Source organism: Leifsonia sp. NPDC080035, from assembly GCF_040050925.1.
Classification (GTDB): domain Bacteria; phylum Actinomycetota; class Actinomycetes; order Actinomycetales; family Microbacteriaceae; genus Leifsonia.
In genome coordinates this window covers 408220-431602 of record NZ_CP157390.1, presented here as the reverse complement: position 1 = coordinate 431602, position 23383 = coordinate 408220, and the positions used below count along the sequence as shown (strand labels likewise).

Genomic DNA, 23383 nt, shown 5'->3' with positions numbered 1-23383 from the left:
ACTGACGAAACACACGGAAGGAGGACCGTCGTGACCGCGACCCAGGAGCACGTGAAGGCTTCCGCCGCCCCGCGTAGCCCGAAGACGCAGGGAGCGCGCCGCTCGCGCAGACGCCCGATCGCGCCCTACGTCCTGCTGCTGCCCGCCATCCTGATCCTGCTGCTCGCGCTCGGCTACCCGATCCTCTGGCAGCTGATCACCTCGATGCAGCACTTCGGACTCGCGCAGCAGTTCGGCCAGCCGGCGCCGTTCGTGTGGTTCGACAACTACATCCAGCTGTTCTCCGACTCCTACATGTGGATCGTCGTCGCGCGATCCATCGCCTTCTGTCTCGTGACCGCGGCGGTGACGGTGGTCATCGGCGTCGGACTCGCGCTGCTGATGAGCGGGGTCGGGAAGTTCGCCAGGATCTTCCTGCAGATCACCCTGCTGCTGGCCTGGGCCATGCCTGTCGTCGCCGCGATGACCGTCTGGAACTGGCTGTTCGACTGGCGCCGCGGCATCGTGAACTCGGTGCTCACCTCGATGGGGCTCGACTTCCAGAACCACAACTGGCTGCAGAACCCGCTCTCGTTCTTCTTCGTCGCCATGGTCATCGTGGTGTGGATGAGCGTCCCGTTCGTCGCCTTCTCGGTGTACGCCGGCCTCACCCAGGTCTCCAGCGAGGTGCTGGAGGCGGCACAGATGGACGGTGCGAAGGGCTTCCAGCGGCTGCGCCACATCATCCTGCCGATGATCAGACCGGTGCTCGGCATCGTGCTGCTGCTCCAGATCATCTGGGACCTGCGGGTGTTCACCCAGATCAAACTGCTGCAGGACAAAGGCTCCATCGCCAGCGAGACCAACCTGCTCGGCACCTACATCTACCAGCTCGGCGTCGGATCGAGCGACTTCGCGATGGCGAGCGCCGTCTCGGTGTTCGTGCTCATCCTGACCATCGCCCTCAGCTGGTTCTACGTGCGTTCGCTGCTCAAGGAGGACGAATCGTGACCGCCACCGCACAGGCCACCGCGACCGCGACCGGCCGCACCGGCCGCAAGCTCAGGCAGAAGGTCCGGCCCGGCCGCATCCTGCTCGGCGTGCTCGCAGTGGTGCTCGGCCTGATCTGGGTCTTCCCGGTCTACTGGATGCTCAACTCGTCGCTGCTGCCGAACGTCGTGCTGCAGAGCACCACCCCGACCTGGCTGCCCTTCGGCGGATCGTTCGACAACTTCTCCGCCGTGATCGGCGGCGGGACGTTCTTCCCAGCGCTCGGCATGAGCCTCGTCGTCGCGATCATCACCGTCGTCTTCTGCCTGGGCTTCGCGTTCCTCGCGGCACTGGCGATCAGCCGGTTCAAGTTCCGCGGGCGCAAGTCCTTCGTGCTGGCGGTGCTGCTCATCCAGATGCTGCCGGCCGAGGGCCTGTTCATCGCGCAGTACAAGCTGATGGGCTCGCTCGGGCTCCTGAACACGGTGATCGGCGTCAGCATCATCTACATCGCCGCCGTCGTGCCGTTCACGATCTGGATGCTGCGCGGCTTCGTCGCCGGCATCCCCGCCGACCTCGAGGAGGCGGCGATGGTCGACGGCCTCAGCCGCACGCAGGCGTTCCTGCGCATCACCTTCCCGCTGCTCGCGCCCGGCCTCGTCGCCTCCGGCGTGTACGCGTTCCTGCAGGCCTGGAACGAGTTCACGGTGGCGCTGGTCATCCTGCAGGAGAACAGCAGCCAGACGCTGCCGCTCTGGCTGCGCGGGTTCATCCAGCAGTCCGCGTCGCGAGCGACCGACTGGGGCCAGGTGATGGCCGCATCCACGCTCGTCGCCGTTCCCGTGATCATCTTCTTCCTGATCGTGCAGGGGCGGATGACCAGCGGCCTGGTCAGCGGGGCGGTCAAGGGGTGAGCGGCGCGTCGGTCACCGAGGAAACCCTGACCGACAGCGGGCTCCGACGGCGCATCGCCGCCACCCTCCTCCCCGGCTTCGTGGGCACCACGCTGCCGGTGTGGCTGGAGGAGCGGCTGCGCGGGGGCCTGGGCGGGGTCTGCATCTTCGGCCAGAACATCGTCTCGGCCGCGCAGCTGCGCGAGCTGACGGACGCGATCCGCGCCGCGAACCCGGACGCCGTGATCGCGATCGACGAGGAGGGCGGCGACGTCACCCGCCTCTACTACGACAGCGGATCGCCGTACCCCGGCAACGCCGTGCTCGGCCGGCTGGCGGACACGGACTACACCGAATCGGTCGCCCGCCGGGTGGGACTTCAGCTGCGCGCCGCCGGCGTGAACCTCGACTTCGCCCCCGACGTCGACATCAACTCGAACGCCGAGAACCCCGTGATCGGCGTGCGCAGCTTCGGCTCGACGCCGGAGGTCGTCGCAGAGCAGAGCGCCGCGTGGACCAGGGGGCTGCAGTCCGCGGGCGTCGCCGCCTGCGCGAAGCACTTCCCAGGCCATGGCGACGCGGGCGCCGACTCGCACCTCGAGCTGCCCGTCGTCGACCTCGACCCCGCGCAGTTGCGCGAGCGCGAGCTGCAGCCGTTCCGCGCCGTCATCGAGGCCGGCACCCGCACGGTGATGACCTCGCACATCCTGCTGACCAGGATCGATCCCGACCTCCCCGCGACGTTCAGCCGCACGATCGTCGAGGGGCTGCTGCGCGGCGAGCTCGGCTTCGACGGGCTCGTCGTCACGGACGCGCTCGACATGCACGGGGCGAGCGGTGAGCGCGGCATCCCGGAGGCGGCCGTGCTGGCGCTCGCCGCCGGCTGCGACCTGCTCTGCATCGGCACCGAGAACACCGACGAGCAGCTGACGGAGATCGAGGATGCGGTGCTCGCGGCGATCGCCGCCGGCCGGCTGAGCGCGGAGCGGGTGGGGGAGGCCGCCGCCCGAGTGCGCGGCCTCGCCGCCGGCCTGAGCGAGCCGGACGCCGCGCCGGAGGGCGCGGCGCAGGACGACCGCATCGACCCGGCCGACGTCTCCCGCGTGCTCGGCGCCTTCGATGTGTCCGCGGACGCCGCCGAATGGCTGCGCGCGCACCACGGCCGCTACTCGGTCGTGCGCATCGACACGGTCGCGAACATCGCCGTCGGGCAGGCGCCGTGGGGACCGTTCGCCGCCGCGGCGGCGGACCCCGGTACGCCCGCGGCGGCCGCGTTCACCGCGAACCCGGCGGTCGTGTTCACCGAGGGCGACCATCCCGACCTCGTGCTGGCGGCGCGGTCGCCCGTGCTCGTCGTCGGCAAGGACAACCACCGGCACGCGTTCGCGCGCGAGGCGATCGACCGGCTGCGGGCGGAGCGCGACAGCGTCCTCGTCGTGGACATGGGCTGGCCGAGCGAGGACCGGCGGTACGCCGACATCGCGACTTTCGGCGCATCCCGGCTGGTCGGCACCGCACTCCTTGATCTGCTGGGGCGCGGGACGTGAGACTGGGAATCGACATCGGCGGCACCAAGACCGACGCGGTCGCCGTCGACGACGGCGGCGTGCTCGCGCAGCGGGTCCGGCTGGCCACCGGGTTCGGCCACGCGGCCGTGGTCGAGACGGCGGTGACAGCGGTCTCCCGCATCGGCGAGCTGACCGGCCTCTCGGCGGCGGGCTTCGACTCGATCGGCATCGGCATCCCCGGCATGGTGGACAACGCGTCCGGTCACGTCGCGCACGCGGTGAACCTCGGCGTCGAGCGGCTGGCGCTCGGCGGGGAGCTGGCGGGACGGCTCGGCGTCGGCGTGCGGGTCGAGAACGACGTGAAGGCGGCGGCGCTCGGCGCCTACCACCTGCTCGGGATGCGCGGAACGATGGCCTACCTGAACCTCGGCACGGGCATGGCGGCGGGCATCGTCGCCGACGGCCGGCTCTGGCGCGGCGCGACGGGCATCGCGGGCGAGATCGGGCACCTGCCCGTCGACCCGGCCGGCGCACCATGCGCGTGCGGTCAACGTGGTTGCCTGGAGACCGTGGCGAGCGGTTCCGGCATCGCCAGGCAGTGGCCGACCGACGACCCGCTGCCGGTGCGCGCGGTCTTCGCCGCGGCCGCCGACGGCGACCCCGCCGCCCGGGCGATCACCGCTAGGCTTGCCGAAGGCATAGCTGCAGCGGTGCGGGTCCTCGTGCTGACGGTCGACGTCGACGCCGTGGTGATCGGCGGCGGCCTCCGGCATCTCGGGGACCGGCTGCTCTGCGACGTCCACGAGGTGCTCGACGGCTGGGCGCGGACATCCCCGTTCCTCGCCTCGCTCGCGCTGTCGCAGCGCGTGCGCCTCGTCCCGGAAGGCACACCCGTCGCCGCGCTGGGCGCGGCACTCGTTGGAGGAGCACATGGCTGAAGTCGTCGTCGTCGCGGACAAGGAGGCGGCGGGCGAGCTCGCGGCCGAGTCCATCCTGGACCTGATCGCGGCGAAGCCGGACGCGGTGCTGGGACTGGCGACCGGGTCCACCCCGCTGCCGGTGTACCGCGCGCTCGCGCGGCGCGTTGCGGAGCGCGGCATCGATGTGTCGCACGTGCGCGGCTACGCCCTCGACGAGTACGTCGGCCTGCCCTCCGGGCACCCGGAGTCGTACCGCTCGGTGATCACGCGGGAGGTGGTGGAGCCGCTCGGCCTCACGCCCTCGCTCATCCACACGCCGAACGGCGCACGGGAGACGATCGAGCACGCCGGCGCCGACTACGAGAAGGCGATCGCGGAGTCCGGCGGCGTCGACGTGCAGATCCTCGGCATCGGCACCGACGGCCACATCGGCTTCAACGAGCCCGGCTCGTCGTTCGCCTCGATCACCCGCGTGAAGACGCTCACCGAGCAGACCCGCAAGGACAACGCGCGCTTCTTCGACAGCGAGGACGACGTGCCCATGCACTGCATCACGCAGGGGCTGTCCACGATCCTCCGCGCGCGGCACCTGCTCCTGCTCGCGTTCGGCGAGGGCAAGGCGGAGGCGCTGGCCGGGGCCGTGGAGGGGCCGGTGTCGGCGTCCAACCCGGGATCGGCCATCCAGCTGCACCCGCACGTGACCGTGCTCGTCGACGAGGCCGCCGCGTCGCGGCTGAAGAACATCGACTACTACCGGTACGCCTACGCGCACAAGCCGGCCTGGCAGAAGCTGTAGGCGCGTTCCGGCTCGTCGTCGATTCCGGAGTTGCGGTCAGACCAGGAAGCGGCCGTCGGCCAGGACGCGCTGCACGCGCCACTCGTGGTCGAGCAGCACCGCGTCCGCCGCGTAGCCGGTGTGCAGGCGGCCGAGGCGGTGATCCTCGCCGAGCACCCGCGCCGGGGTGCGCGTGAGTGCGGCGACGGCCTGCACCGGGTCCAGCCCCACCAAGGTGATCGCGTTGCGGAGCGCGACGTCCTGCGTGAGCGTGGAGCCGGCGATCGTGGAGGTGCCGGAGAGCACTGCGAGGCCGTCCTTCACGGTGACGTTGAGGCCGCCGAGCCGGTAGTCGCCGTCGGAGGCGCCGGCCGCGGCCATCGCGTCCGTCACCAGAGAGACGCGTCCGGGCGCCTCGTGGAACAGCAGCCGGGCGACGGACGGATGCACATGCAGCCCGTCCAGGATGAGCTCGAGCGTCACCTCGGGATTCTCGATCGCGGCCATCACCGGGCCGGGGGCGCGGTGGTGGATGCCGTTCATCGCGTTGAACGCGTGCACCAGCAGCCGCGCGCCCACCTCGAACGCCCGCGCCGCCTGCTCGTAGTCGGCGGCGGTGTGGCCGACTCCGACCACGACGCCCGCCTCGATCAGCACGCCGATCGTCTCCAGCGCGTTGGGAAGCTCCGGCGCGATCGTCGTCGTCCGCAGCGTCCCGCGGGCGGCGCCGATCAGCTCCTCCACCATCTCCGGGCCGGGCTCGCGCAGGAAGGCGGCGTCGTGCGCGCCGCGCCGCTCCGGCGCGAGGAACGGCCCCTCCAGGTGGGAGCCGAGGATGAGCGGGTCGACCGCCGCGAGGTCCGCGACGATGCCGAGGCTCTCGCGGAGGGAGGCGAGCGGGTTCGCGACGTGCGAGACGAGCGCGCGGGTGGTCCCGTGGGAGCGGTGTGTGGCGAGGGCGGCCAGCATCTGGTCCGGACCGTCATCGTAGGGGTGACCGCCGCCACCGTGGCAGTGCAGGTCGATGAAGCCGGGGGTCAGCCAGTGCCCGTGCGCGTCGACGACCTCACGGCCGGGGACCTGTGCGGCCTCGCGCCAGCCGATGCCGGTGCCGGTGCCGGTGATCGTTCCGCCGTCCGCGACCAGCCAGAATTCGTCGACCAGCCCGTCCGCGTCCACCTTGCGGGCATCGTGGACGACGATGCCGCTCATGCGAACTCGCGTCGTCCGTTGATGATGCCGGAGACGGTGGCGACGACGGCGAAGATCACCGCAACGATCGGCTGCCCGAGATCCCACCAGGCGAACGCCGCGGTGCCCATCACCGCGATCTCGACGATGGCCTTCACGAACGGGTCGACCCGGAGCACCGCCTTCGGCGACCGGAACAGCGCCCAGAGCAGGATCGCCAGCACCGGCGCGCCGATGCCGATCACGATGTTCCAGGGCAGCGGCCAGGCGATGAAGCCCCAGATGCCGAGCGAGACGACGGCGAACAGCTCCAGCACGAACCGGAGGATGTCGTTCGGCCCGATCCGTGCGGGCGTCTGCTGGTCTTGCGCGGAATTCACCGGATCAGTCTACCGGCGGCGCTCAGCTGCCGGCCGCACGCAGATGTGCCCCGAATCGTGGTTCTGACACGGCCAGAACCACGACTTGCGCCAAATCGCCGCTCGGTGGCGGTGCCTCAGCGGAAGATGATCGTCCTCGCGCCGTCGAGCAGCACCCGGTCCTCGGCGAACCACTTCACCGCCTGGGTCAGCGTGCGGCTCTCCTCGTCCTGGCCGATCGACACGAGCTCGCTGACGCTGCGCGTGTGGTCCACCCGCACGACGTTCTGCTCGATGATCGGGCCCTCGTCCAGGTCGCTGGTCACGAAGTGGGCGGTGGCGCCGATCAGCTTCACTCCGCGGGCGTGCGCCTGGCGGTACGGGTTCGCGCCCTTGAAGCCGGGGAGGAAGGAGTGGTGGATGTTGATCGCCCGGCCGGCGAGGCGCTCGCACAGCTCGGGGGAGAGGATCTGCATGTAGCGGGCGAGCACGACCAGCTCGATGTCGTGCTCCTCGACCGCCTCCAGGATGCGCGCCTCGAACGCGGCCTTCGACGCGGCGTCGGTCACCGGCCGCGACTCGAACGGCACCCCGTAGAACCCGGCGAGGTCGCGGAGGGTGCCGTGGTTGGAGAGCACGAGCGGGATATCGACCGGCAGCTGGCCGCCGCGCTGGCGGAACAGCAGGTCGTTCAGGCAGTGCGCAGCGGTGGAGACCAGCACCAGCGTGCGCAGCGGCCGGCCGACGTTGTCCACCCGGTGCGACATGTCGAACTGCGCGACGACGGGGGCGAGCGCCCGCTCGAACTCGGCGCGGTCGGCCTCCGACTCCACCTGCAGGCGCATGAAGAAGCGGCCGGTATCGGTGCTCGCGAACTGCTGGCTCTCCGTGATGTTGCCGCGCGCGGCCACGATGGCGCCGCTGACGGCGTGCACGATGCCGGGGCGGTCGGCGCAGCTGAACGTCAGAACCCAGTGGTTCGGGCGGGTCTGAGGGGTCGAGACGGAGGAATCCACCCGTCAAGGGTAGCGGGCGGCGCGGGTTCGGCCGCGTCGCGCTTGACCGGTGTTCGCCCGGTGCAGTTGGATCGGTGCATGACCAGCACAGGCGAGGACGCGCCGGACCGGGCCGGCAGCGCGGCGACCACCTTCGGCGTCGAGCTGAACGGGCTCAACACCATCCACGAGAGCGAGCGAAAGGGTCGCGCCCGCGACCTTTTCTGGCCCTGGTTCGGCGCGAACGTGTCCGTGTTCGGGCTCAGCTACGGGTCGTTCCTGCTCGGCTTCGGCATCTCGTTCTGGCAGGCGACGATCGTCGGCGTGATCGGCATCGTGGCCTCGTTCCTGCTCTGCGGGGTCATCGCGCTCGCGGGCAAGCGCGGCTCCGCCCCGACGATGGTGCTCAGCCGCGCGGTGTTCGGGGTGGAGGGCAACCGCGTGCCGTCCGCGCTGTCCTGGCTGCTGACGGTCGGCTGGGAGACCGTGCTCACGGCGCTCGCGGCGCTCGCGACGGCGACCGTGTTCACCCAGCTCGGCTGGGAGGGCGGCGTCGTCACCAAGCTCGTCGCCCTGATCGTGGTGGTCGCGCTGGTGATCGCGGGAGGCGTCATCGGCTTCCACCTGATCATGCGGATGCAGATGGTGATCACGATCGTGACCGGCGTGCTCACCGTCGTGTACATCGCGCTGGTGCTCGGGCACATCGACCTCGGCGCGGTGAGCGCGCTTCCGGCGGGCGACGTCCCGCACGTCGTCGGCGGGTTCGTGTTCATGCTCACCGGCTTCGGACTCGGCTGGGTCAACGCCGCCGCCGACTACTCGCGCTACCTCCCGCGCGGCACGCGCTCCTCCGGGGTGGTGGGCTGGACGACCTTCGGCTCGTCGCTCGCGCCGGTCATCCTGCTCATCTTCGGGATCCTGCTCGCCGGCTCGTCGGAGAAGCTCTCGACGGCGATCGCGGCCGACCCGATCGGCGCGCTCGCGTCCCTGCTGCCGACCTGGTTCCTGGTGCCCTTCGTGATCGTCGCCGTGCTCGGACTGGTCGGGGGAGCGGTGCTCGACATCTACTCGTCCGGCCTCGCGCTGCTGAGCGTCGGCGTCCGGGTGCCGCGGTTCGTCGCCGCCGGCATCGACGGCGTCATCATGACCGCGGGCGCCGTCTACGTCGTGTTCTTCGCGAACGGCTTCCTCGTGCCGTTCCAGGGCTTCCTGATCACGCTCGGCGTGCCGATCGCCGCGTGGTGCGGCATCTTCGTCGCCGACATCGCGCTGCGCCGCCGCGACTACGCGGAGGCGGAGCTGTACGACCGGCGCGGGCGCTACGGCTCGGTGCGCTGGCTGCCGATCGCGCTCATCGTGATCGGCACCGCGATCGGCTGGGGGCTGGTGACGAACACCGCGGCCTCCTGGCTGAGCTGGCAGGGCTACCTGCTCGGACCGATCGGCGGCACGAGCGGCGACTGGGCGTACGCGAACCTGGGCGTGCTCGTCTCGCTCGCGATCGGCTTCCTCGGCACCCTGCTCTTCGGGCGCTCCGCGATCCGCAGGCAGGAGGAGCGATGAGCGCGCCTGTCCTGGTGGTCATCGACATGCAGCAGGTGTTCGGCGACCCCGCGAGCGAGTGGTTCACGCCCCGGTTCGCCGAGGCGGAGGCCGTGATCGCCGGGATGCTGCCGGCGTTCGGCGACCGGGTGGTGTTCACCCGGTTCGTGGCGCCGGAGCGGCCGCAGGGCGCGTGGGTGTCGTACTACGAGCAGTGGCCGTTCGCGCTCGTCCCGGACGATGACCCGATCTACGACCAGGTGCTCTCGTTCCGCGACACCGGGCATCCCGTCGTCTCCGCTCCGACGTTCGGCAAGTGGGGGCCGCAGCTGCGGGAGGCGATCGGCGACGCCGACGAGATCGTGCTGGCCGGGGTCTCCACCGACTGCTGCGTGCTCTCGACCGCGCTCGCCGCGGCGGACGCGGGCGTGCGGGTGCTCGTCGCCGCGGACGCCTGCGCCGGGCTCAGCGACGAGGACCACCGGCGGGCGCTCGACGCGATGGCGCTCTACGCGCCGCTGATCGAGATCGGGGACAGCGCGCGCTACGCCGCACGCGCATAGGATCCCCGCATGTCGTTCGATGGTGTCGCCGCCGCGTCCTACGACAGCTTCATGGGCAGGTACTCGACCCCGCTCGCGTCGCTCTTCGCGGCCAGCGCGCGTCTGCCGGAGACCGGACGGGTCCTCGATGTCGGCAGCGGTCCCGGCGCCCTGACCGGCGTGCTCGCCGCGCGGTACGGCGTCGCGAACGTGGCCGCCGTCGACCCGGCGGACGCGTTCGTCGCGGCGCTCCGCTCCCGACTGCCCGGGGTGGATGCCCGCGTCGCCTCCGCCGAGTCGCTGCCGTTCCCCGATGACGCGTTCGACGCCGCGCTGGCCGCGCTGGTCGTGCACTTCATGGCAGACCCGCACCGCGGCGTCGGTGAGCTGGTGCGGGTCACGAGGCCGGGCGGCGCGGTGGCAGCGTGCGTGTGGGATTTCGCCGGCGGCCGGGCGCCGCAGAGCCTGTTCTTCGGCGCGCTGCGCGACGTCGCCCGCGACGTCGACGACGAGACCGATCGGACGGGCGCGCGCGGAGGCGATCTCCCGGCGCTGCTGCGGGCGGCGGGATGCGTGGAGGTCCGCGAGACCGAGCTGACGGTGGAGGTGCCGTACCCGGGCTTCGACGACTGGTGGCAGCCGTACACGCTCGGCGTCTCACCCGCTGGACGTCAGCTCGCCGCGCTCGACCCCGGTGACCGGGACCGGGTGCGCTCCCTGTGCCGTGACCGGCTGCCGAGCGGACCCGTCGTGGTCTCGGCGAAGGCGTGGAGCGCGAGCGGGATCGTCCCGTCTTCCGGGCGCGGCTGAGGCGGCGTCCGGTCAGCCGATCGTGATCGGCACGTCTGCGACCAGGCCGCGCCGGCCGCCGCTGGCGTAGGCCGCGCCGATGCGGTGCTCACCGGGCGACGTCCAGGCGTAGTAGCCGCTCGCGCTGCCGTCCGGGCCGAGGGTGAGGCTGTACCCGGCGGAGCGCCCATCCGCCATGACCAGGACGGTGTGCCCGGCGGCCCCGGTCACCCAGAGCCCGATGGTGGTCCCGGTGACCTCGGCGCGGACGCTCGGCAGCCGCACGCTCCCCGCGCGCGCAGCGCTGAGCGCCGAGACGTTGCCGAGCGGGTCGGTCTGCCGGGCGGCGAGCGCGAACGCGGCCCGCACACCGGTCAGACCGGCGGTGGTCCAGCGCCCGGCCGGGTCGGCGGTGACGGTCGCCTGCAGCGCATCGCCGTCGAAGACCTGGACGCTCGCGCCGGGCTCGGCGGTGCCGCTCACGATCGGCGCGAGGAGCCCGGCGTCCGCACCGGCGCCGGTGTCGACGGCGGTCAGGACGGGAGCGAGCGCGGTCCTGTCGACGACGAGGCGCACCGTCGCGGCCGGGGAGGTGTGGCCGTTCACGGTCTGCGCCGCGGACAGCGTCCAGCCGCCGTCGCCGAGGGCGGAGATCGGCACGGCGATGGACCACGCTCCGCGCGCATCCACCGTCGTCGCGGCGAGGCGCGTTGCGCCCGCGGCGATGCCGACGGTCGCGCCGGGAGCGCCGGTCCCGGACACAACCACGCTGCGGGCCGCGGTGGCGGTGCCCGACGCGGGCGTGAGGATGGCCGGGGCGGCGGGTGCCCCGGGAGCGGCGGGTGCCCCGGGAGCGGCGGGTGCCCCGGGAGTGGCGGCGGGATCGGACGCGGACGGGCTCGGCGTGGAGGACGGCCGCGCTGCGGGGGCGCCGGGGGCGCCGACCGTCACGGGGAGCTCGGGTGCGCCCCCGGGCGGCGCGACGGGGAGCCGGACCTCGGCATCGGGCGGCGACACGGCGGTCGACGACGAATCCTGCGGCGCCGAGGTCCCGGGCGCCCGGCCGGCGGTCTCGGCGGAGACAGGTGCGCCGAACAGCTGCGGGCCGAGCACCACCGCGCCAGCGATCGCCGCTGCCACCAGGATGCCGCCCGCGGCGATCCCCACGACCGCACCGGTCGAGCCGCCGCCCGCGCCGCCACCTGAGCCAGAGCCCCCGGTCGTGCCGCCCGCACCGCCACCGCCCGCTGCCCCGCCGCCGCCCGCCGTGCCGCTGACCGCCGTGCCGCCGACCGCCGCCGCCGGCAGGGCGGCCCCCGCGGTGCCGAGCGCGTACGGCACCGCATTCGCGCCGGTCTGCATCCACGCGGTGTACGCCGCCGTCGCCCCGACACCGACGGTGAGCGGCAGCAGCACCAGGGCGAGCCTGCTGCCCACCTCCTCCGCCTCGGCGGCGACGACGCTGCAGCGCGCGCACTCGGCAAGGTGCCCCTCCACCTTCCCGGTGTCGCGCTTCGAGAGCCCGCCACGCGCGTAGGCGCCGAGGCGCTCCGTGGTCCAGCGGCAGTCCGAGTCCTCGGGGACCGACGCCAGGTGCGCCTGCACCCACGCCTGCCGCAGGCCCTCGCGTGCACGGTACGAGAGCGCCGCGACCGCGTTCGCCGACATCCCGAGCAGGGGCGCCACCTCGGCGGGCTTCATCGCCTCCACCTCGCAGTACCAGAGCACCTCCTGCCAGCGCGTCGGGAGCGAGCGGAACGCCTGCGCCGTGAGCGAGCGGTCGAGCGCATCCATCGTGGCGTCGTCGCCGAACGCCGGATCCTCGACCGACTCGACGTCCTCGATGGGTGTCTCCCGCCTGGCGCGCCCCCACGACGCGGCGACGCTGCGGATGGTCGTGAACAGGTAGGCGCGGAACGAGCTGGTGGGGCCCTTGCCCCGGCCGATCGCGGCGAAGATCTTGGCGTACGACTCGGCGATGAGGTCGTCCGCGTCGAAGGTGGAGGTCAGCGAGCGGGCGACGGTCAGGCCGGCGCGGGCGTGACGGCGCCACAGCTCCGCGAAGGCGGCGCGGTCGCCGCTCCTGGTGAGTTCCACCAGTTCGGCGTCGGACAGCTCGGTTCCGGGGTGCGACGAGTCGGGATGCACCCATCGAGTGTGCCGCATCCGCGCCCCGAAAACCCAATGGCCCGGCGCGTCGTGGCCGCGCCGGAGAATCTTCCGAGATTTCTCGCGAAACCGCGTCATAGGCGGTCACGGCGTGCGTCTCTTCCTTCGTGCGCGGCGGTCCCGCCAGGGGGCGGGTGCAGCGCACGGTGATAGATGACCCGAACATCCGTCACCGCGGGGAGGATTGGTGGCCGGGCCCGTGCTCGCACGGGCCCGGCCCCGTTCGTTCTCAGCGGGGGAGCGGAGCGCCGTCCCGCCACACCTGCAGCACGCGGAAGTCCTCGTCCAGGAGAACCGCGTCGGCGGCGTAGCCCGGCGCGAGCAGTCCGAGATCGTGCCCCCGGCCGATCGCAGCGGCGGGCGTCGACGTGAGCGCGGTCACCGCGTCCTCCACGCGAACGCCGACCTGTGTCACGGCGCGGCGCAGCGCCGAGTCGAGGGTCAACGTGGAACCGGCGATGGAGCCGCCGCCCGCCAGCCGGGCGACGCCGTCGCGCACCTCGACGTCGAGCGAGCCGAGCACGTAGTCGCCGTCCTCCGCCCCCGCCGCCGCCATCGCGTCCGTGATCAGGGCGATGCGACCCGGGGCGGACGCGAAGGCGATCCGCACGACCTCCGGGTGCACGTGCACGCCGTCGTTGATGACCTCGACCGTCACCCCGGGGGTGCGCGTCGCCGCGGCGACGGGACCGGGCGCGCGGTGATGGATGCCGTCCATTCCGTTGAAGGCGTGCGTGAGGATGCTCGCCCCGGCGTCGAAGGCGGCGAGCGTCTGGTCGTAGTCGGCGCCCGTGTGGCCCACCGCCACCGCAACGCCGGCCGCGTGGAACGCGCGGACCGCATCCAGGCCGCCTGGCAGCTCGGGCGCCAGCGTGATCTGCCGCAGCGTGCCGCCCGCGGCCTCCAGCAGCAGGTCGATGTCGGCCGGGCCGGCGGGGCGCAGCAGCGCGGGGTCGTGCGCGCCCTTGTGGCCGACGTCGAGGAACGGGCCCTCCAGGTGCGAACCGAGGATGCGCGGGTCCGTGCCGGTGAGCGCAGCGACGCCGCGGGCGCGCTCGGCGAGGACCTCGACCGGGGCCGTCACGAGGGAGACGACGAAGCGCGTCGTCCCGTGCGCCTGGTGCATGTCGAGCGCCGTGCGGATCGCGTCGTCGCCGTCATCGAAATTGGTGCCGCCGCCGCCGTGGGTGTGGATGTCGACGAAGCCGGGGGTCAGCCAGCCGCCGTCGGCGTCGGTGACCACCGCATCCTGGTCACCGGCTGCGCTCGCCTGCCAGTCGTCCCCCGCCCCGGTCTCGGCGACGCGGTCGCCCTCGAAGCGGACCCAGCCGCCGTGGACGATGCGGCCGCCGGAGACGAGACGGGCGGAGTGGATCACATGCGCGGTCATCCCCACCAACCTACGCGACGATCACTTCGATGCCGTGCTCGACGAAGGCCGCGCGCTGCTCGTCGGTGATCCCGTCGTCGGTGATCAGCGTCGTCAGCACCTTCGGTCCGCCGAGCGTTGCGAACGCCTTGCGGCCGATCTTGCTGGAGTCGGCGACGACCACCGACCGCGTGGCCCGGCGCGCCATCAGCGAGTTCACGCTCGCCTCGCCCTCGTCGTGCACGGTCGCGCCGACGATCGGGTCGATGCCGTTGACGCCGATGAACGCGATGTCCATCGTGATCTTCTCCAGCACCACGTCGCTGTAGGGGCCGACCAGCTCGTAGGAGCGAGCGTGCACGACGCCGCCGGTGACGACGGTCTTGATCTGCGGCCGCATCACCAGCTGTGCCGCGATGTTGATCGCGTTCGTCACCACCGTCAGGTTCGGATGCGGCGACGGCTCCATCAGGTCGGGGCGCGAGCCGAGAACGGTCGCGACCGCGGTGCTCGTGGTCCCCCCGCACAGCCCGACCACCGCGCCGCGCGGCACCAGAGCGCTCGCCGCCTGCGCGATCCGCAGCTTCTCGGGGGTGTGCTGCTCGCGCTTGTAGCGGATGGGGAGGTCGTAGGCGACGGACTGGCCGATCGCCCCGCCGCGCGTCCTCGTCAGCAGCTGCTGGGAGGCGAGCGCGTCGAGGTCGCGCCGGGCGGTCGCCGCCGACACGTCCAGCTTCGCCACGATCTCCTCGACCTCGATCTGCCCGTCCTCGGCCAGCAGGTCGAGGACCGCGTTCAGGCGTTCCGCTCTGTTCATCCTCGTGCCGTCTCCGTTCCGCTCGCCGCGCGCGCGGCGACGTCGAACACTGTCATCAGGCGCGCCGCCTCCGTGGCCACCGCGGCACGTCCCTCCCGCACGTAGCGACGGGAGTCCACCACGCCGGGCTCGTCCGCGAGGAACGCGCGGATCGCCTCGGTGAAGAACCGGTTCAGCTGGGTGGAGACGTTGACCTTGGTGATTCCGGAGCGGATCGCCGCCTCGATCGTCTCATCCGGGACGCCGCTGGAGCCGTGCAACACGAGGGGGACGGGCACGGCGTGGCGCAGCGCGGCGATCAGCCCCAGGTCGAGCCTGGCGGTCCGTTCGGTCATCGCGTGCGAGCTGCCGACGGCGACGGCCAGCGCATCGACACCGGTCTCCGCCACGAACCGCCGTGCCTCGGCCGGGTCGGTCCGCACCCCGGGCGCGTGCGCGCCGTCCTTCCCGCCGATCTCGCCGAGCTCCCCCTCCACCGAGACCTCGTTGGCGTGCGCGTACTCGACGACGCGGACGGTCGCGGCCACGTTCTCCTCGTACGGCAGCGTGGAGCCGTCGAACATCACCGAGCCGAAGCCGAGATCGATCGCGTGCCTGGTCAACTCCTCGTCCTCGGCGTGGTCGAGGTGCACGGCGACGTGCGCGGGGGAGTCGGATGCGAGCGCGAGCGCGGCCCGCGCGATCGGCTCGAGGGAGCCGTGGTACCGGACGCAGTTCTGCGAGATCTGCAGGATGACAGGCAGCCGCGTCTCCTCCGCCGCCGCCACGATGGCCTCCGCCGTCTCCAGGTGGATGACGTTGAACGCCGCGACGCCGGTGCGGCGCGCCGCGGCGCCGTGCAGCAGCTCGAGCGTCGGCACGAGGGGCATGGGTCCTCCGGGGGTCAGAGAGTCGGGCGGTCAGGCGGTCAGGCGGTCAGGCGGTCAGAGGGTCACGAGGCGCGCCTCGAACTCCGGGTAGGCGGCGTCGAGCTCTCCGGCGAGCGGGGCCAGGACGGCCGCCGCCGACCAGGCGGTCGCGCGCCGGAGCAGGCGCTCCGGGTCGTCGACGCCCTCGGCGAGGAGGGACGCGACGGCGGCGACCGCGGCGTCGCCCGCCCCGGTCGCGTTGCCGCTGAGCGGCTGAGCGAGGCGGACCCCCACCGGCTCCGCACCGGTGGCGACGGCGAGCATCCCCTCCGCGCCGAGCGAGACCAGCACCAGCCCGGCGCCGGCATCCAGCAGCGTGCGCGCGCCGGCGACCGGGTCGTCCGCGCCGACCGTGTCGGCGAGCTCGCGCCGGTTCGGCTTCAGCACGGTCGCGCCCGCCTCCGCCGCGAGCAGCAGGGCACGGCCGGTCGCATCGATCACGCTCGGGACGCCGCGACGGCGGGCGATCGCCACCAGCTCCGCGTAGAACCCGTCCGGTGCGTCCGTCGGCAGGCTGCCGGAGCCGACGATGGTCGCGGCGGGGATCGCGAGCCGCTCGGCGGCGTCGTGCAGCGCCTTCCACTCGGCCGTGCCGAGCGGTTCGCCCGCCTCGTTGAAGATGGTGGTCTCGCCGGCGGCCTCGTCCACGATCGCGATGCTGCTGCGCGTGGCGGCGGCGACAGGGACCAGCTCGGACGGCAGCGCGTCCGCCTCCAGGTCCTCCGCCAGACGCAGCCCGGATGCGCCGCCCGCCGTGGTCAGGGCGAACGCCGCTCCACCGGTCTGCGCGATCACGCGCGCGACGTTCAGCCCCTTGCCGCCCGCGCGGGAGGCGGGGGCCTGCACCCGGTGCGTCTCGCCGGGTTCGAGCGCGGCGACCCGGTAGGTCACGTCGATCGCCGGGTTGGGGGTGACGGTCAGGATCATCGCGCGTCCTCCGAGACGGTCGTGGCCAGCAGGTCCCTGGCGCGCAGCGCGGCGCCGATGACACCGGCGTTCTCGCCGATGCTCGCGGGGAGCAGGGCGGGACGGCGGTGGAAGGTGAGGATGCCGTCGAGCTTCTCGGCGAGCGGGACGAACAGCGCGTCTCCTGCCTGGGACAGTCCGCCGCCGATGACGATGGCCTCGGGTGCGAGCAGCGCGACGGTGTGCGAGAGCCCCAGCGCGAGCGCGTCCAGCGCGCTCTCCCAGATCTCCGCCGCCTGCTGGTCGCCGGCCTGTGCCCTCTCGAGCACCTCGCGGGCGCCCGGGACCGGCACGCCGGTCGCTGCCGTGTAGCGGCGCGCGATCGCGGCGGCGGAGGCGACCGCCTCCAGGCAGCCGCGGCCCCCGCAGGCGCACGCGGGGCCCTCGGCGACCCGCGAGTGGCCGATCTCGCCGGCCATCCCGCCCCCGGTGTGCAGGCGGCCGTCCACGAAGATCGCGCCGGCGATGCCGGTGCCGATGGCGAGCACGATCACGTCGCGGTACGGCGCCGCCGCGCCCAGGCGGTACTCGGCCTCCCCGGCACCGCGGACGTCGTGGCTGAAGGAGACCGGGATGCCGAGGGCGTCCGCCGCGCGGTCGCGGAACGGGTAGTCCTGCCAGCCGAGGTTCTCGGCGAACACACCGATGCCGGTGTCGTCGTCCACGTGCCCGGGCACGAGCAGTCCCGCCGCGGCAGGCCGGATGCCGGGGTGGGCGGAGGCGAAGCGCTCGCCGAGCTCGGCGACCGCCGCGACCACCGCGTCCCCGGTGCGCTCGCCGTCCAGCGGCGTCGGCCGGCGGACCACCTCGACGATGCGGCCGTCGGCATCCACCAGGGCGGCCTTCATGTCCGTGCCGCCGACGTCGAACGCGAGCACCGGCCTGCCGGCGCCGAGGGGCGCAGTGGAGAGCCCGCCGGCCGCTGCGGGGGAGATGTGACCGTTCACGACGACAGGATGACAGATCGGGTGAGATTGCGAGGCCGGTCGGGGTCCAGCCCCGCGCGACGGGCGCGCTCCAGGGCGACCCGCTGAGCGCGGACGAGGTCCGCCATCCCGTCGACTGGCTCGTTCTCGAAGCGGGCTCCGGTCGCGGCGACGTCCGCGGCCAGGCCGGCGGGGGCCGTCCCGAACATCCAGGTGACGCGGCCGGGGGCGGCGATCGCGATCGGGCCGTGGCGGTACTCCTTGGCCGGGTACGACTCCGTCCATGACTGCGACGCCTCGCGCATCTTGAGCGCCGCCTCGTGCGCGAGGCCGACGGTCCAGCCCGCGCCGAGGAAGGCGTACTGGTCCGCGGCGACGAGCGCGTCGTCGAGCTCCTCGTCGATCGCGGTCCGGGCCTGCTCGATCACCGGGCCGAGGTCCTCGCCGAGGGAGGCGCGCACCAGCGCGAGCGTCGTCGTCGCGAAGCGGGTCTGCACGACCGAGCGCTCGTCGGCGAACGGGAGGAGGATGGCGTCGTCCACCAGGTCGACGAGGGGAGTCTCCGGATCGCCGACGACGCCGACCGTGCGGGCGCGGCTCCCGGAGGCGCGGAGGGCGTCGAGCAGTTCGAGCACCTCCGTGGTGGTCCCGGAGCGGGTGAGGGCGACGACCGCGTCGTAATCGCGGTCGACGAACGCCTCGGACGCGGCGAACGCGTCGGTCACGCCCAGGCCGGCCGTCTCGCGCAGCGCGGCGTAGGACTGCGCCATGAACCACGACGTGCCGCAGCCGACGACCGCGATGCGCTCGCCGCGGCGGGGGAGCAGCGCCTGCTCCGCGGTGAGGGCAGCCGCCTGCGCCCACGTCTCGGGCTGGGAGCGCAGCTCCGCCTCCATGTGCGCGCCGGGGCGCGTGCTCTCCGGCCCCGTGTCCGGGCTGGATTCCTGCGTCACTTCTCGACTCCTCGCTTCGTCCGGTGATCCGTCGTGTCAATGATTGCTTATGAGCGATATCGCTGTCTAGTGAGCAACTTCAATCGTTTACACCCGAGAGTGCCGGAATCCCGGCGATCTCAGCAAAACTCCGGTAACGATCTGCGTCCTGGTCCTTGACGCGGCTCCGCGAATACGCAATTATTCGAGCATCCAATGAGTGCAAGTGATTGTTTTTGAGCGAAACAAATCACGAAGCATCACCAGCTACGCATCGTCGCGCAGTTCCAATCAGCTTCAGCGGCGGTTCGTGATCCTTCGAGAGTGAGGAAAGTCGATGAAGAAGTCTCTGCGGTGGGGGGCCGCCGTCGCCACTGCGGCGGTCGCATCCTTGACGCTGGCCTCCTGCGGATTCAGCGGAGGGTCGGGCGGATCGACGGGCGGGGCGCAGAAGCTCGACCTGATGGTCGCCAGCTACTCCGACAACACCAAGGCCGAGTGGCAGCAGATCATCAAGGACTTCGAGGCCAAGAACAGCGGCATCACGGTCAACCTGGACGTGGAGTCCTGGACCGACATCAACAACGTCATCAAGACGCGGGTGCAGGCGGGCAAGCAGCCGGACATCCTGAACATCGACGCGTTCGCCGGCTTCGCCTCCGACGACCTGCTCTACCCGGCGAAGGACATCGTCTCGCAGAAGACGATCGACGACTTCCAGCCGGCGTTCGTCAAGAACGCGAGCATCGACGGCACGCAGTACGGCCTCCCGTTCATCGCGTCCGCCCGCGCGCTGTTCTACAACAAGGACCTGTTCCAGAAGGCCGGCATCACCACGCCGCCGAAGACCTGGGACGAGTTCGAGGCCGACGCAAAGAAGCTGAACGACTCCGGCACGACGGCGTACGGCATGCCGCTCGGCTCCGAGGAGGCGCAGGCCGAGACCGCGATCTGGTTCTACGGCGCGGGCGGCGGCTACGGCGACGAGAAGAAGCTCACGATCGACAGCGCGGAGAACGTCGCCGGCGCGACCGAGATGCAGAAGATCATCAAGGACGGCCTGACGGAGGCGAACCCCGGTTCGACGAACCGCACGCCGCTGCTGAACGTCTTCATCCAGGGCAAGATCGGCATGCAGATCGGCCTGCCGCCGATCGTCGGCCAGATCAAGGACAAGAACCCGTCCCTGAACTACGGCATCGCGCCCATCCCGACCAAGGACGGCTCGTCGTTCACCCTCGGTGTCGCCGACCACCTGATGGCGTTCAAGAGCAAGACCGACAAGAAGGATGCGATCAAGAAGTTCCTCGACTACTTCTACTCGGCAGACGTCTACTCGAAGTGGGTGACGGCCGAGGGCTTCCTGCCGACCACGAAGACGGGCGCGGACAAGATGGCCTCGGACGAGACCATCAAGCCGTTCCTCGACGTGCTGCCGGACGCCAAGTTCTACCCGGCGACCAACCCGAACTGGTCGGCGGCGCAGGGTGCGATCCAGAGCCAGATCGGTCAGCTCGGCCAGGGCGCCGACCCGGCGACGCTCCTGAAGTCCATCCAGGCGAAGGCCAGCGGACAGTAACAGCGGCATGAGTCGGACCATCGAAACGACCACGACGGGGGCGGCCACCGGCCGTCCCCGTCGCGGGGGGCCACGCGCGGGCCACGGCAACTCCACGACCCTGTGGAACGCCGTGCCGTGGACGCTGCCCGCGCTCATCCTCATCTTCGGCGTCGTGCTGTTCCCCGCCGGCTACATGATCTACAACTCGACGCGGCGCATCTCGGTGGCCGGCGTCGACCACGGATCGGTCGGGCTGCAGAACTACGTCACGGTGCTCTCCCGGCCGGAGATCCCGGGCATCCTGCTCAACACGTTCGTCTGGGTGGTCTCGGTCGTCGTCATCACTGTGGTGATCTCGCTCGCGCTCGCCCAGTTCCTGGACAAGAACTTCCCCGGCAGGCGCTGGGTGCGGATGGCGATCATCGTGCCGTGGGCGGCGAGCGTCGTGATGACCACGACGGTCTTCGTCTACGGGCTCGACCCGTTCTACGGGATCATCAACAAATTCCTCGTCGACATCCACGTGCTCGCCGAGCCGTTCGGCTTCACGAAGGAGCCGGTCCCGGCGTACCTCTCCTCGATCGCGATCGCGGTGTTCGTGTCGCTGCCGTTCACGACGTACACGATCCTCGCCGGGCTCGCCGGCATCCCCGGCGACATGCTCGAGGCGGCCAGGGTGGACGGTGCGGGCGCCACCCGCGCGTACTTCTCGGTCACGCTGCCGAACCTGCGACCGGCGATCGCGCTCGCGAGCCTCATCAACATCATCAACGTGTTCAACTCGCTGCCGATCCTGAAGCTGATGACCGGGGCGATCCCCGGCTACAAGGCCGACACGACGACGACCTACGTCTTCAAGCTGCTGCAGAACGAGCAGCGCATCGACCTGTCCAGCGCGCTCAGCGTGATCAACTTCCTGATCGTGCTCGTCGTCGTCGCCCTCTACCTGTGGATCGTCAAGCCGATGAAGGAGGTCTCGTGACCGCGCCGGCCCCCAGCTTGCTCGCCGGGGCGCCGGAGCCCCGGCGCCGCCGTTCCCGCGCATCCGGTTCCACCGCGCGCACCGTGGCCAAGGTGATCGCCGGTCTCGTGATCGCGCTCGTCTTCATCGCGCCGTACCTGATCATGCTGATCGGCTCGTTCAAGAGCAGGGACAACATCCTCGCCGTTCCTCCGACGTACCTGCCGACGCAGTGGCACCCGGAGAACTACCTGACGATGTGGTCGACGCCGGAGACGCCGCTGCCGCTGAACCTGATCTCGACCATCGTCATCTCGGTGTTCGCCACGGTGCTCGTGCTGGTGGTGTGCGTGCCGGCGGCGTACTACACGGCGCGGTTCCGGTTCCCGGGCCGCGGGATCTTCCTGTTCCTCGTGATCGTGACCCAGATGCTGCAGCCGACCGTGCTCGCGACCGGCCTCTTCAAGGAGATGGTCGCGCTCGGCATCAACGACACCTGGCTCGCGATGATCCTCGTGAACGCCGCCTTCAACCTCGCGTTCGCCGTGTGGATCATGCACACGTTCTTCGCGGGCGTGCCGAAGGAGGTGGACGAGGCGGCGCAGCTGGACGGCGCAGGCAAGTGGACCGTGCTGTTCCGGGTGCAGCTGCCGCTGGTCTGGCCGGGCATCGTGACGGCGATCATCTACACGTTCGTCGCCTCCTGGAACGAGTTCGCGGCGAGCCTCGTGATCCTCTCCACCGACGCCAACCAGCCGCTCTCGGTGGCGCTCACCAAGTTCGTCGGCCAGTACGACGCGGCGTGGCAGTACGTCTTCGCCGTGTCCGTGGTGGCGGTCATCCCGGTGGTGGTGCTGTTCGCCCTCATCGAGAAGCGCCTGGTCGGCGGCCTCACCGCCGGAAGCGTGAAGTAGCCGGCCCACCGACTGCCGGGGGCGCCCGTCCGTGTGGCGCGACGCGGGTGCCTCCCGGCACGTATCCTGCACCGTATTCCGCTCCGCGCGCCGCGGGGTAGCATCGGTGACGATGACGGCGGGCACGACACACTCCGTCCGCCCGGCGGACGACGCCGCGCGGCAGGTCGATTTCGCGCGCATCCGGCTCTTCGGGCGCGATGTGCGCTGGTGGGTGGCGATCCTCGGGATGTACGCCGCCTCCCGCGCGCTCACGACGGTCCTGATGCTGGCGCTGTTCGTCGCCGAGCAGGTGGGGCACTGGGTGGGCGGCAGCCCGCTCGCGCACCCCACCTTCTTCACCTTCTCGGCCACCTGGGACGCGTCGTACTACCGGCGCATCGCGGAGGACGGCTACCCGACGACGCTGCCGGTCGACTCCGACGGCGACGTGCAGCAGAACCCGTGGGCGTTCCTCCCGCTCTACCCGCTGCTGGTTCGCGTGCTGATGACGCTCACCGGGCTGGGCTTCGCCCCGGCAGGCGTCCTGGTGGCGACCGGGTTCGGAGCGGGCGCCGCGCTGATGCTCTACCGCGTCGTCGCCTCCCGGGTGGGGGCGACGAGCGGATTCTGGGCAGCGGTGTTCTTCTGCTTCGGGCCGCTCTCGTTCGTGCTGCAGCTCGCGTACGCCGAGAGCCTGTTCTTCTTCCTCATGTTCGGCGCGCTGTGGGCGATGATGTCGCGGCGGTACTGGGATGTGCTGCTGTTCGGCGTCGCGGCCGCGTTCACCAAGCCGGGGGAGCTGGCGCTGCCGCTCGCGCTCGGGATCGTGTTCCTGGTGCGCCTCGTGCGTTCCCGCCGGGGGAAGGAGACGTTCCGCCGGCGAGAGCGGGCGGCCATGATCGTCGCCGGAGCGGTGACAGCGGCCGCCGGGCTCGCCTGGCCGCTGATCGCATCCGCCGTCACCGGGCATCCCGACGCCTACGTCGAGACGGAGCTGTCCTGGTGGACGGGCTTCATCGGCCGTGTCGCATTCGTGCCGTTGACTCCGTGGTTCCTGTTCACCTGGCGCTACGCCAGCCTGGCGGGCGCGCTGCTCGTCATCGCCGCGATCGTCGGCTACGTCTGGCTGCTGCGCCGGCCGGGGATCAAGGCGCTCGGCATCGAGGTGACCGCGTACGCGGCGAGCTACGCGCTCTACCTCTTCGCGGTGTTCCTGCCGCAGCAGAGCCTCTTCCGGCTGCTGCTGCCGCTGTCGCCGCTCGCCGGGGCGCCCGGCCTCACGCAGAACGTCCGCGCCCGCTCGATCGTGCTCGCGGTGGGCGTCGCGCTGCAGCCGGTCGCGCTGCTGCTGCTCTGGTTCCTCGGCTACCCCTGATCGGCGCCGGTCAGCCG

22 protein-coding genes are annotated in these 23383 nt (G+C 71.7%); 12 read left to right on the top strand and 10 right to left on the bottom strand.

Going from position 1 to position 23383, the window contains the following annotated elements:
• Positions 1–30: 30 nt before the first annotated feature.
• Genes AAME72_RS02115 through nagB form a run of 5 tightly spaced genes read left to right on the top strand, consistent with a single transcriptional unit; the run spans position 31 to position 5086 of the window.
• Positions 31–990: a sugar ABC transporter permease gene (locus AAME72_RS02115; protein WP_348788606.1), complete on the top strand. Its 960-nt coding sequence runs from the start codon at positions 31–33 to the stop codon at positions 988–990.
• Entirely contained in the window at positions 987–1883 is an 897-nt protein-coding gene (locus AAME72_RS02110) for a carbohydrate ABC transporter permease (protein ID WP_348788605.1), read from the top strand. Before AAME72_RS02115 ends, AAME72_RS02110 begins: the two co-directional genes overlap by 4 nt.
• Positions 1880–3409 (top strand): beta-N-acetylhexosaminidase, encoded by a 1530-nt coding sequence (gene nagZ, locus AAME72_RS02105; protein ID WP_348788604.1) that lies wholly within the window; start codon positions 1880–1882, stop codon positions 3407–3409. The genes AAME72_RS02110 and nagZ overlap by 4 nt, the downstream gene beginning before the upstream one ends.
• Positions 3406–4308: an ROK family protein gene (locus AAME72_RS02100; protein ID WP_348788603.1), complete on the top strand. Its 903-nt coding sequence runs from the start codon at positions 3406–3408 to the stop codon at positions 4306–4308. Before nagZ ends, AAME72_RS02100 begins: the two co-directional genes overlap by 4 nt.
• Positions 4301–5086 carry a glucosamine-6-phosphate deaminase gene (gene nagB / locus AAME72_RS02095; protein WP_348788602.1) on the top strand — a complete coding sequence of 262 codons (786 nt, stop codon included), beginning with the start codon at positions 4301–4303 and terminating at the stop codon, positions 5084–5086. Before AAME72_RS02100 ends, nagB begins: the two co-directional genes overlap by 8 nt.
• A 36-nt stretch (positions 5087–5122) precedes the next feature.
• On the opposite strand, the gene nagA (AAME72_RS02090) is transcribed toward nagB, so the two are convergent.
• The 3 genes from nagA (AAME72_RS02090) to purU all read right to left on the bottom strand — a co-directional run bounded on the left by nagA (AAME72_RS02090) (position 5123) and on the right by purU (position 7631).
• Positions 5123–6277, bottom strand: a complete 1155-nt coding sequence (gene nagA, locus AAME72_RS02090) for an N-acetylglucosamine-6-phosphate deacetylase (protein ID WP_348788601.1) — start codon at positions 6275–6277, stop codon at positions 5123–5125.
• Positions 6274–6636: a YrdB family protein gene (locus AAME72_RS02085; protein ID WP_348788600.1), complete on the bottom strand. Its 363-nt coding sequence runs from the start codon at positions 6634–6636 to the stop codon at positions 6274–6276. The genes nagA (AAME72_RS02090) and AAME72_RS02085 overlap by 4 nt, the downstream gene beginning before the upstream one ends.
• 116 nt (positions 6637–6752) lie before the next feature.
• Positions 6753–7631: a formyltetrahydrofolate deformylase gene (gene purU / locus AAME72_RS02080; RefSeq protein WP_348788599.1), complete on the bottom strand. Its 879-nt coding sequence runs from the start codon at positions 7629–7631 to the stop codon at positions 6753–6755.
• 78 nt (positions 7632–7709) lie between these two features.
• Between purU and AAME72_RS02075 the strand changes: the two genes are divergently transcribed.
• From AAME72_RS02075 to AAME72_RS02065, 3 genes are read left to right on the top strand one after another with little or no spacing between them, the layout of a single operon-like run.
• Positions 7710–9176, top strand: coding sequence for a cytosine permease (locus AAME72_RS02075; RefSeq protein WP_348788598.1), 1467 nt, complete (start codon positions 7710–7712; stop codon positions 9174–9176).
• Positions 9173–9718, top strand: coding sequence for an isochorismatase family cysteine hydrolase (locus AAME72_RS02070; protein WP_348788597.1), 546 nt, complete (start codon positions 9173–9175; stop codon positions 9716–9718). The genes AAME72_RS02075 and AAME72_RS02070 overlap by 4 nt, the downstream gene beginning before the upstream one ends.
• A gap of 9 nt (positions 9719–9727) precedes the next feature.
• A complete protein-coding gene (locus AAME72_RS02065) occupies positions 9728–10507 on the top strand; it encodes a class I SAM-dependent methyltransferase (protein ID WP_348788596.1) in 780 nt (259 codons plus the stop codon).
• 12 nt (positions 10508–10519) lie between these two features.
• Here the strand turns inward: AAME72_RS02065 and AAME72_RS02060 are convergent, their stop codons facing one another.
• The 7 genes from AAME72_RS02060 to AAME72_RS02030 form a co-directional block, all read right to left on the bottom strand.
• Positions 10520–12634 carry a sigma-70 family RNA polymerase sigma factor gene (locus AAME72_RS02060; protein WP_348788595.1) on the bottom strand — a complete coding sequence of 705 codons (2115 nt, stop codon included), beginning with the start codon at positions 12632–12634 and terminating at the stop codon, positions 10520–10522.
• 250 nt (positions 12635–12884) lie between these two features.
• Positions 12885–14045, bottom strand: coding sequence for an N-acetylglucosamine-6-phosphate deacetylase (gene nagA / locus AAME72_RS02055; protein WP_348788594.1), 1161 nt, complete (start codon positions 14043–14045; stop codon positions 12885–12887).
• Between the two features lie 10 nt (positions 14046–14055).
• On the bottom strand, positions 14056–14841 hold the full coding sequence (locus tag AAME72_RS02050; protein WP_348788593.1) for a DeoR/GlpR family DNA-binding transcription regulator: 786 nt from the start codon (positions 14839–14841) through the stop codon (positions 14056–14058).
• Complete coding sequence (locus tag AAME72_RS02045; protein ID WP_348788592.1) at positions 14838–15710, bottom strand: class II fructose-bisphosphate aldolase; 873 nt, start codon at positions 15708–15710, stop codon at positions 14838–14840. Before AAME72_RS02045 ends, AAME72_RS02050 begins: the two co-directional genes overlap by 4 nt.
• Positions 15711–15764: 54 nt before the next feature.
• Positions 15765–16676, bottom strand: a complete 912-nt coding sequence (locus AAME72_RS02040; protein WP_348788591.1) for a hexose kinase — start codon at positions 16674–16676, stop codon at positions 15765–15767.
• Entirely contained in the window at positions 16673–17593 is a 921-nt protein-coding gene (locus tag AAME72_RS02035; RefSeq protein WP_348790194.1) for an ROK family protein, read from the bottom strand. The genes AAME72_RS02040 and AAME72_RS02035 overlap by 4 nt, the downstream gene beginning before the upstream one ends.
• A gap of 65 nt (positions 17594–17658) precedes the next feature.
• On the bottom strand, positions 17659–18537 hold the full coding sequence (locus AAME72_RS02030) for an SIS domain-containing protein (protein WP_348790193.1): 879 nt from the start codon (positions 18535–18537) through the stop codon (positions 17659–17661).
• 373 nt (positions 18538–18910) lie between these two features.
• Between AAME72_RS02030 and AAME72_RS02025 the strand changes: the two genes are divergently transcribed.
• From AAME72_RS02025 to AAME72_RS02010, 4 genes are all read left to right on the top strand, one after another.
• The gene (locus tag AAME72_RS02025) at positions 18911–20152 is read left to right on the top strand and encodes an extracellular solute-binding protein (RefSeq protein ID WP_348788590.1); all 1242 of its coding nucleotides are present in this window, start codon (positions 18911–18913) and stop codon (positions 20150–20152) included.
• A 7-nt stretch (positions 20153–20159) separates the two neighbouring features.
• Positions 20160–21116 (top strand): sugar ABC transporter permease, encoded by a 957-nt coding sequence (locus AAME72_RS02020; RefSeq protein ID WP_348788589.1) that lies wholly within the window; start codon positions 20160–20162, stop codon positions 21114–21116.
• Positions 21113–22009, top strand: coding sequence for a carbohydrate ABC transporter permease (locus AAME72_RS02015; RefSeq protein ID WP_348788588.1), 897 nt, complete (start codon positions 21113–21115; stop codon positions 22007–22009). Before AAME72_RS02020 ends, AAME72_RS02015 begins: the two co-directional genes overlap by 4 nt.
• A gap of 112 nt (positions 22010–22121) precedes the next feature.
• Positions 22122–23366, top strand: a complete 1245-nt coding sequence (locus AAME72_RS02010) for a mannosyltransferase family protein (protein ID WP_348788587.1) — start codon at positions 22122–22124, stop codon at positions 23364–23366.
• Positions 23367–23383 lie beyond the last annotated feature (17 nt).